The 9,769-nt window shown below is 71.0% G+C and carries 8 protein-coding genes; 3 read left to right on the forward strand and 5 right to left on the reverse strand.

Annotation, left to right across the window (positions count from 1 at the left end; all coding sequences use genetic code 11):
- On the forward strand, positions 1–1,540 hold a 1,540-nt coding region (locus FNH05_RS23080; protein WP_222426680.1), incomplete at its 5' end, for a tetratricopeptide repeat protein.
- A 137-nt stretch (positions 1,541–1,677) separates the two neighbouring features.
- Positions 1,678–3,324, forward strand: a complete 1,647-nt coding sequence (locus FNH05_RS23085; protein WP_144590813.1) for a GMC oxidoreductase — start codon at positions 1,678–1,680, stop codon at positions 3,322–3,324.
- Between the two features lie 55 nt (positions 3,325–3,379).
- Here FNH05_RS23085 and FNH05_RS23090 read toward each other — a convergent pair whose 3' ends face one another.
- Together FNH05_RS23090 and FNH05_RS23095 are read right to left on the reverse strand one after the other, a co-directional pair.
- Positions 3,380–5,428, reverse strand: a complete 2,049-nt coding sequence (locus tag FNH05_RS23090; protein WP_144590814.1) for a phosphocholine-specific phospholipase C — start codon at positions 5,426–5,428, stop codon at positions 3,380–3,382.
- 174 nt (positions 5,429–5,602) lie between these two features.
- Positions 5,603–6,220 (reverse strand): TetR/AcrR family transcriptional regulator, encoded by a 618-nt coding sequence (locus tag FNH05_RS23095; protein ID WP_144590815.1) that lies wholly within the window; start codon positions 6,218–6,220, stop codon positions 5,603–5,605.
- A 76-nt stretch (positions 6,221–6,296) separates the two neighbouring features.
- On the opposite strand from FNH05_RS23095, the gene FNH05_RS23100 reads away from it, so the two are divergent.
- Positions 6,297–7,163, forward strand: coding sequence for a sterol desaturase family protein (locus FNH05_RS23100; protein WP_144590816.1), 867 nt, complete (start codon positions 6,297–6,299; stop codon positions 7,161–7,163).
- A gap of 45 nt (positions 7,164–7,208) precedes the next feature.
- On the opposite strand, the gene FNH05_RS38870 is transcribed toward FNH05_RS23100, so the two are convergent.
- The 3 genes from FNH05_RS38870 to FNH05_RS23115 all read right to left on the reverse strand — a co-directional run.
- A complete protein-coding gene (locus FNH05_RS38870) occupies positions 7,209–7,784 on the reverse strand; it encodes a hypothetical protein (RefSeq protein ID WP_222426681.1) in 576 nt (191 codons plus the stop codon).
- A 38-nt stretch (positions 7,785–7,822) separates the two neighbouring features.
- Positions 7,823–8,824, reverse strand: coding sequence for a zinc-dependent alcohol dehydrogenase (locus tag FNH05_RS23110; RefSeq protein ID WP_144590817.1), 1,002 nt, complete (start codon positions 8,822–8,824; stop codon positions 7,823–7,825).
- A gap of 46 nt (positions 8,825–8,870) precedes the next feature.
- Positions 8,871–9,769, reverse strand: an 899-nt coding sequence (locus FNH05_RS23115) for an ROK family protein (RefSeq protein WP_144590818.1), incomplete at its 5' end; no start/stop codon positions are given.

Here is a 9,769-nt window from a genome sequence, read left to right on the forward strand (position 1 = left end):
GTCCGGAAGCGGACGGCGACTGAAGGAGGTGGGGGTGTTCAGTCCAGCCGAGGCCCGCGATTACCTGGAGCGCCGGTTCGACGGCGATCCCGATCGGCTGGCGGAGGCCGATCTGCTGGCGGCCGAACTGGGGTTCCTGCCGCTGGCGCTGGCGCAGGCCGCCGCCTACATGCTGGACCGCGACCTGGACTGCGCGGCCTACCGGGCGCGGCTGGCCGACCGGCGCCGCAGGCTGGCCGACGTGCTGCCCGAGGACGGGGCACTGCCCGACGAGCAACGGGAAACCGTCGCGGCGACCTGGTCGCTGTCGGTCGAGCTGGCCGACCGCCTCAAACCCGCCGGCCTGGCCGGACCGGTGCTCCGGCTGGCCTCCGTCTTCGATCCCGCCGGTTTCCCGGCCGCGGTGTTCACCACGGCGGCCGGGCTGGCGTTCCTCGGGCGGGGCCGGTCCGGGCCGCCGGTGACCGGCGACGAAGCCGCCGACGCCGTGCGCTGCCTGCAGCGGTTGAGCCTCGCCGGGCAGGACGCCGGAACGGTACGGGTGCACGCCCTCGTCCAGCGCGCGACCCGGGAGGACCTGGACGCGGAGCGCTTCGCCGAACTCGCCCGGGCGGCCGCCGCGGCACTGCTGGAGGTCTGGCCCGGGATCGAACGCGAACCCGGCGAGGGCGTGGCATTGCGGGCCAACGCCGCCGCGCTCGCCTCGCACGCGGGTGAGGTGCTCTGGACCGCGGGCGGGTACGAGGTCCTGTTCCGGGAAGCGCACAGCCTGGGCGATTCCGGCCTGCTGGGGGCGGCGGTGGCCCGGTGGCAGGAGCTTTCCGCCGAGGCCGCCCGGCGGCTGGGACCGGATCACGAGCACACCCTGCTGGCGCGGCAGTTCCTCGCCGGGTGGCGCGGCGTCACGGGTGACATTGCGGGGGCCGCCGCGGAGTTCGACGCGCTGTCCAGCGACTACCGGCGGGTGCTCGGCCCCGATCACCTCTCGACCCTGATGGCGCGCAGCAATCTCGCCCACCAGCGGGGCATGGCCGGTGACGCGACCGCGGCGGTCGCCGCGCTGGAGGAGGTGGTCGCCGACTACCGGCGCGTGGCGGGGGAGGACCACCAGAAAACCCTGCTGGCGCGGCAGTTCCTCGCCGGCTGGCGCAGCGCGGAAGGGGACGCGGCAGGCGCGGCCGCCGAATTCGCGGCGCTGCTGGGCGACTACCGGCGCGTGCTGGGGCCGGATCACCCGGACACGCTGTCGGTCCGGGGAAATCTCGCCCACCAGCGAGGCCTGCTGGGCGATCCCGCGGCGGCCGTGCGGGATTTCGAGGCGCTGGCCGCCGACTGCGCCCGCGTGCTCGGGCCGGAACACCCGCAGACCCTGTCCACGCGGGCCCGGCTCGCCGGCTGGCGGGGCCCGGCGGGCGACGCGGCCGGGGCCGCCGATGCCTTCGCCGCACTGCTCGAGGACTACCTGCGGATCGTCGGGCCGGACCACCCCGGCACCCGCCAGGCCCGCACCAGTCTCGAGTACTGGCGGGGGCAGGGGTGACCCCCGGTACGGGACAAGGCGGACAGCGGCACCCGGGTTCGGCAAATCTCCCGCCGTTACCGGGAGGTAACGGCTGACAAGACCTCCGGCTGCCTATATAACGTGTTCCACTTTCTTGCCTAGTGGAGAGGGCAGTCATGCGCCACCGCAATGCCACAGGACAACGGAGAACGCAGCAGTACGGCGGCCTCGGCCGTCGCGGATTTCTGATCGGAACAGCTTCTACTTTGGGCGCGCTCGCGTTGCCATCGTGGACCGCGAGGGCGGCGAGCCCGTCACAGGTCCTCGCCGCCGGGGACCACGTGCCCGTGCTGATCGTCGGCAGCGGTTACGGCGGATCGGTCGCCGCCCTGCGCCTCACGCAGGCCGGGATCCCCACCGCCGTCGTGGAAATGGGGCAGAGCTGGACCACGCCCGGCTCCGACGGCAAGATCTTCTGCAACATGCTCAACCCGGACCAGCGGTCCTACTGGTTCCGCACCGAAACCGACCAGCCGGTCGGCTACTTCCTCGGCTTCCCCGCCAACAAGAGCATCTCCTCCTACGCGGGCGCACTGGATTCCGAGCAGTTCGCCACGACCAGGGTGTACCAGGGGCGCGGCGTCGGCGGCGGCTCGCTGGTCAACGGGGGCATGGCCGTCACCCCCAAGCAGAGCTACTTCGAGGAGATCCTGCCCTCGGTCGACGCGGCCGAGATGTACGGAACCTACTTCCCGCGCGCGAACGCGCAGCTGGGGGTCAACTCGATCGACCCGGCCTGGTTCGAATCGTGCGACTGCTACCAGTACGCGCGGGTCAGCCGCAAGACCGCCAACGACGCCGGCTACGGCACGGTGTTCGTGCCGAACGTCTACGACTTCGGCTACATGGAACAGGAGGATGCCAACCAGGTGCCGCGCTCGGCACTGGCGAGCGAGGTCATCTACGGCAACAACCATGGCAAGAAATCACTCGACAAGACCTACCTCGCCGCGGCGGCCGCGACCGGGAGGTTGTCCATTTCACCCCTGCACACCGTCACCGACGTCGCGCCCGCTCCCGGCGGCGGTTACACCGTCGGCATGACCCAGATCGACACCGCCGGGAACGTCGTCGCCACCAAGACCGTCACCGCGGACCGGGTGATCTTCGCGGCGGGCAGCGTCGGCACCAGCAAGCTGCTCGTCTCCCTCAAGGCCAAGGGCAGGCTGCCGGACCTGCCGGACGCGGTGGGCACCGCATGGGGGAACAACGGCAACGTCATGGTGGCCAGGGCCGGTCTGGACCTCACCGGCGCGCTCCAGTCGGGGATGCCGACGATGGGCATCGACAACTGGGCCGACCCCAACGGCCCGGTGTTCGCCGAGATCGCGCCGTTTCCCGCCGGGACCGAGACGTGGATCAACCTGTATCTGGCGATCACGAAGAACCCCAACCGGGGCACCTTCGTGTTCGACTCCTCGACCGGCAAGGTCGGCCTGAACTGGGACGCGAGCTGGACCCAGCCGTCGATCGACGCGGCCAAGCGGGTATTCGACGCGATCAACAGCAAGGCGGGCACGGTCTACCGCAGCGACCTGTTCGGCGTGAACAGGATCTGGGGCGACGACTTCGTGTACCACCCGCTCGGCGGCTGCGTGCTGGACCAGGCCACCGACAACCACGGCAGGCTGCCCGGCTATCCCGGGCTCTACGTGATGGACGGCTCGCTGATCCCGGGAAGCACCGGGGTGAACCCGTTCGTCACCATCACCGCACTCGCGGAACGCAACATCGAGAAGATCCTCGCCACCGATTTCGCCTAGCGCCTGCGGTGAGGGGTCCCCTCACGGCCGGCCGTGAGGGGGCCCCGGGGGGCGCTCAGTCGGTGAGGATGGCCGGGTCGCTGGTGGCGGCGCGGCCGGTCTCGACGTGCCCGGCCAGGCGGCGCAGGAAGGCCGCATCGCCGTCGGAGCGCACCGAGAGGTCATACCAGCCGTGGGTGCGCTCGGTCCGGGCCGTGGCGGTGACCCGCGTCCCGGGCCGGAGCACGCGCGTCTGCGGGCGCTCGTTGCCGTAGGCGTCGGTCACGGTGAGCCGCACCGTGGTGGTGCCGTTGTTGACCAGCACCAGCCGCACCTGAGCACCGTCGCCGTCATGCCGGGCGGTCACCTCGGGCCCGGCGGCGAGGGCGGAACCGGTGAACTGCCGGACGAAACCGTTGGGGCCGTGCACCGAGTAGTCGTAGGCGCCGGAGCCCGGCGCCAGATCGCCGGACAGGTCGCGGCCCGCGCCGACGGTGTAGGTCCACGGCCCTGTGCTGTCCGAAGTGGACGTCACGTGGAAGGTGGCACCCGCCGTGCCGTGGTTGGCGAAGGACAGTTTCACCTTCCCGCCCGCGACCGCGGCGTCGGCCGCGAGGTCGTAGGGGAGCGGCCGTGCCGGGCGAAGGCCCCGCTCCTGCTTCGGCAGCGCCGGATGGGCGGGTACCGCGGGCACGTAGTCGGGGTGACGGTCGCGGTCCGGCGGGAGGTATGCGGCGGTGTCCGGCAGCGCCGGGACCGCGCTGTCGGTGCGCGCGAAGTCGAACGCCGAGGTGAGGTCGCCGCAGACGGACCGGCGCCACGGCGAGATGTTCGGCTCGGCCACCCCGAACCGCTGCTCGATGAACCGGATGACCGAGGTGTGGTCGAAGGTTTCCGAGCACACCCAGCCGCCCTTGCTCCACGGCGACACCACCAGCATCGGCACGCGCTGGCCGAGACCGTAGGGGCCCGCCGGGTGCGAGGCCGAGCCCGCGAAGAGTTCGCCGTCGGTGTCCACTGTGGAGGCGCCCTTGGCCGCGGACAGCGGCGGGTACGGCGGGACCACGTGGTCGAAGAACCCGTCGTTCTCGTCGTAGGTGATCAGCAGCGCGGTCTTGCTCCACACGGCGGGGTCGGCGGTGAGGGCGTCGAGCACCTGCGCGATGTACCAGGCGCCGTAGTTGGCCGGGAAGTTCGGGTGCTCGCAGAAGGCCTCGGGCGCGACGATCCAGGACACCTGGGGCAGCCGCCCTGCCTTCACGTCCGCCCGCAGGATGTCGAAGAAGTCCTGTCCCTGCTTGGCGTTGGTGCCGGTGCGGGCCTTGTCGTAGAGCGGGTCGCCGGGCTTGGCGCCGCGGTAGGCGTCGAAGTAGAGCAACGAGTTGTCGCCGTAGTTGCCGCGGTAGGCGTCGGGGATCCAGCCCCAGGACCCGGCCGCGTCCAGACCGTCGCCGATGTCCTGGTAGACCTTCCAGGAAACACCGGCCTTCTCCAGCCGCTCGGGGTAGGTGGTCCAGGAGTAGCCGGCCTCGTCGTTGCCGAGGACGGGGCCGCCGCCCTTGCCGTCGTTGCCGGTGTACCCGGTCCACAGGTAGTACCGGTTGGGGTCGGTCGAGCCCATGAACGAGCAGTGGTAGGCGTCGCAGATGGTGAAAGCGTCCGCCAGCGCGTAGTGGAACGGGATGTCCTCACGGGTGAGGTGCGCCATCGTGGTGGGGGACTTGGCGGGCACCCAGCGGTCGTAGTGGCCCTGGTTCCACGCGGCGTGCGTGTCGTTCCAGCCGTGGGGGAGGTCCTGGATGAACTTCAGCCCGAGGTTGTCGGCGTCGGGACGGAACGGCAGGATGTCGCGGGTCCCGTCGGACTGGTACCAGACCGGCTTCCCGCTGGGCAGGGTGACCGGGCGCGGGTCGCCGAAGCCCCGCACCCCGCGCAGGGTGCCGAAGTAGTGGTCGAACGAGCGGTTCTCCTGCATGAGCACCACGATGTGTTCGACGTCCCGCAGGGTGCCGGTGCGGCGCGAGGCCGGGATTTCCGCCGCGCGGGCGATGCTGGCGGTCAGCAGGGAGGTCGCGGCGGTGCCACCGGCGAGTTGCAGGAAACGCCTGCGGTTGACATGGGTCATGGAGAGTCGCCTCGGGGATCGTTCGGGGGTCGGGACGAAGTGCCCGGACAGTATGTGCGGGCGACGGCGAACTTCCCGCCCTCACAGGGGAAACTCCGGGAAAAAGCCCAGTGAACGGAGGGGCGCGATGTCGGCCCGGTCACTCCGCGCCGCGCGCGGCCGTGAGGGGCCCTTTCAGCGCGAGCCGATGGTGAAGATGGCGGTGATGATCCGGCCCCAGCGTTCGGTGAGCTGGGCGGGGGTTTCCTCCGGATGTTCGATCGCCCAGCCGACGACGGCGTCGACGATCGCGGTCCAGGTCTTGGCGAGGGCGTCGATGTCGAGCGGATCGCGGTCGCCGAGGGCGCCGAGGAATTCGGTCACCCCGGCGGCGGAGAAGTCGGTGAGGCGCCGCCGGTAGCGGCCGACCGCCTCGCCGGTCTCACCGGTGGTGGGGGCGGTCGGGTCGTAGAAGACGCGCCAGGCGGACCGGTGCTCGCCGAGGGTCTCGAAGATGCCGTTGAGGACGTTGAGGGGCACGGAGAAGGGTGCCACCCCACTGGTCATCTCGGTTTCGATGCGGGCGATGAGCGGTTCGGCGATGCCCGTGAAGCAGGCGAGGTAGAGCTGTTCCTTCGAGGTGAAGTGCTGGTACACCAGTGCCTTCGAGATGCCCGCCCTCGCCGCGATCGAGGCCATCGAACAGCCGGCGAAGCCGCGCTCGGCGAACTCCCGCACCGCCGCCGCCGTGATCTCCTGGCGGCGATCGGCGTACGCCATTCCCTTGGTGCCCAGACCCCCGGCCGTTGACATGGCGTCGAACTTACCCTACCGTCGTTTTCAGCGAAGTGACCGTTCGGTCATATCGAGGCGAGCAGGAGTGGCAGCGATGACGCTGTGGGATCAGATCAACGAGCCCGTGACCTACGCGATTCCGTTCTTCCTCGTCGCGCTCGTCGTCGAAGTGATCTCCCTGCGCGACCACGACGCCAAGGGCCGCAAGGGTTACGAGAAGACCGATGCCCGCAACAGCCTCGTGATGGGCGTGGTGTCGCTGTTCTTTTCCGGGGCCGGGCGCGTACTGGCCCTGTTCGGTTACTCCGTGCTGTACGTGCTCTCGCCGTTCAAGCTCGACCCGCACAGCCCGCTGGTGTGGATCGGGGTGGTGTTCGGCGTCGATTTCCTCTGGTACGTCTACCATCGCGTGTCCCACCGGGTCCGGCTGGTGTGGGCCGCGCACCAGGTGCACCACAACAGCCGGTACTTCAACTACGCCACGGCGCTGCGGCAGAAATGGAACCCCTGGTTCGAACTTCTGGCGTGGACTCCGCTGCCCGCGCTCGGCGTGCCGCCGTGGATGGTGTTCACCGGATTCTCGGTGAACCTGATCTACCAGTTCTGGGTGCACACCGAGACGATCGGGAAACTGCCCCGCTGGTTCGAGTTCGTGTTCAACACCCCGTCGCACCACCGCGTGCACCACGCCAGCGACAAGGAGTACCTCGACAAGAACTTCGGCGGCATCCTCATCCTGTGGGACCGGCTGTTCGGCACGTTCCGCGAAGAGAGCTTCCGGCCCACCTACGGGCTGACCAAGAACATCGACAGCACCAACGTGCTGACCCTGCAGTACCACGAATTCGCCGCGCTCTGGCGGGATGTGCGTTCCGCACGCACCTTGCGCGACCGCCTGGGCTACCTGTTCGGCCCGCCCGGCTGGCAGCCCCCGGCCCCGGTGCCCGCTCCCGAGCACTAGATCGAAGTGGGCGGTAGGGGTCTGACGCGGTCTCTCGTCAGACCCCTACCACTCGAAAGTCTTCCACTCCTGCCGGGGGATGCTGCCTTCTGTTGTGTCCCAGCAGCGATCGGCCCATGCTTCGGCCACCATCACCGCGCGGCTCAGTACGAGGTCGCCGGCCCGCTGGACCCGAAGCACCAGACCAAGCTGCGCCGAGCACGGGTCGGCGCACTGCGAGTACCGAAGTTCCTTGTCGTGCGTCTCGAGGTAGCCGGCGAACCGATCCTCCAGACGTGACGGCACCTGCCCTACGAGTGCTATCCCGTCCAGGGTCACCTGAGGGCCCCGCAGGGCGTTGACCGCAATGCCCGCCAGGCCGATCGACCGGTCGTAGTACGCGGTGACCGCGGGTCCGGAGAACCTCGCATGAGGTCGGTGCTCCAGCCAGAAGTCCGCCCGCGCCACGGCCCCGGTGGAACCCTCCCGAAGAGCGGCCCGCAGGACGCCATCAAGTGCCGCCTGCGCCTGCTCATGCGTCATCCCGAACTCCAGCGGTCCGACGCGTTCGAAGGGCGTGAACGTCCACGAGAGACGTTGTTTCTCGTCCAACACACCCCAGACGTCGGTTGCCACGATCATCCTCCAGTCTGTGTTCTGCAGCCGGCGCGTGGCCGCGCTCAGGGGTGCAGAAGGATCTTCCCGGTCGGCGTGGCGGGATCGCCGAGCAGGTCGAGCGCCTCGGCGGCGGCTTCCAGCGGGAACTCGTGGGTGACCAGCGGAGCCGGATCGAGCAGTCCTCGGGCGAACGCCCGCACCGCATGCGACCAGGCCCAGGACGGGGCACCGAACACGGTGTGCACGGTCACCGCCGCGGCCACCAGTTCCGACGGGATCAGCGGGTGCGTCTCCGTCCCGGCGAGCCCGGTCAGCACGATCCGTCCGCCACGCCGGGCGAGCCGGACCGCCTGCGCGGCGGCGCCCGGGGCCCCGGCCGCCTCGATCACCACGTCGAAACCGCCGTCCGCCTGCCCGGAGGCGCGCCAGGACGTCGCCCCGCAGCGCAAAGCGAGTTCCTCCCGTTCCGGGCGCGGGTCGAGCACGACCAGCTCGCCGGGGCCGGAGGCCGCCACCAGCTGGGCGGCCAGCATGCCGAGCGTGCCGCCCCCGGCCACCGCGACCCGCTCGCCCGGCACCACGGCCGCCTTGAGCGCGGCCGCCGCCATGCACGCGGCGGGTTCGGCCAGCGCGGCGGCCCGCAGGTCCGCGCCCTCGGGCAGGGGGTGCAGGAGCCGGGCGGGCAGGAGGAGTTCGTCCGCCCAGGCACCGGGCCGGGTGAAGCCGGTCTCGTCGTACGCGGCGGTGCAGAGGGTTGTTTCGGCGCGGCGGCAGGGCGCACAGCGCCCGCAGTTACGAAACCCTTCTCCCACCACGGGTCTGCCGATCAGCGCGGGGTCGGTGCCGGGACCGAGCGCGGTGACGGTGCCGGACCATTCGTGCCCCGGCACCACGGGATAGCGGAAGTAGCCGGGGGTTCGCGTGCCCTGGAACAACTCCCGGTCGGAGCCGCAGATCCCGGACCAGGCCACCCGCACCACGGCCTCGCCGTGCCCCGGCTCGCGCTCCGGCACGGGCACGATCCGCAGCGAGCCCGGTTCCTCGATCAGGACCGCTCTGCCCATGTGTTCTCCTCGATGCTCCTGATCACGCTCAGCACGGGGCGCCTGTTCACAGCCAGGCGGCGGGGTCGGCGAGGATGCCGGAGAGCTCGCGGAAGGCCGCTCCCGTTGCGCCGGGAGCGGGCGGTGAAGTGGCGGCCTCGATGCGCGGCGGCACCCAGCGCGCCGAGAGCACCCGGGTCCGCAACTGCTGTTCCACTTCCGGGCGCAGCAGATCCGCCAGCTGCGCCAGGTGGCCGCCGAGGACGACCGTCGGGATGTCGAGCACGTTGATCACCCCGGCGAGCGCGACGGCGAGGGCGCGCGCGGTGGCGGAAAGGGCCTCGCGGGCACGGGCGTCGCCACCGCCCGCGAGTTCGGCCAGTTCGGCCAGCGTCGAGGCGGGGGTGAGCCCGGCGGCGGCCAGCATCGCGTCCCGTCCGGCGTAGGTCTCCAGGCAACCGGTGGATCCGCAGCGGCACAACGGGCCCGCGGGATCGACGCAGACGTGCCCGATCTCGCCGGCCCAGCCGTGGCGGCCGGTCATCACCTGGCCGCCGAGCACGGCGGCCCCGCCGATCCCGATCTCCCCGGAGAGATAGACGAAATCGCCGAAGGCGCCGGGACGTCCCGGCGCCGCCTCGGCGGCGGTGCGCGCGGCGAGGTTCGCCTCGTTGTCGATGTGCAGGGGCAGCCCGGCGGGCGTCGCGGCGCCGAGCAGTGCCGCGGGCTCCACATCGGACCAGCCGAGATTCGGCGCCCGCAGCAGCAGATCCCCCTCCGCCGCGACGATTCCGGGCAGGGCGAGTCCGGCACCGACGAGCCGGACCCCGGGTGGGAGCCCGCCGAGCACCCTTGTGGACAGTGCGGCCAGCCGCCCGAACACCGCGACCGGATCGCTGCCCACGAAATCGCCGTACTCCAGTGCTTCGGCCACCACCCGTCCCCGCAGGTCGATCACCCGTACGG

Source organism: Amycolatopsis rhizosphaerae (assembly GCF_007713715.1).
In the GTDB taxonomy this organism is placed as follows: Bacteria; Actinomycetota; Actinomycetes; order Mycobacteriales; family Pseudonocardiaceae; genus Amycolatopsis_E; species Amycolatopsis_E rhizosphaerae.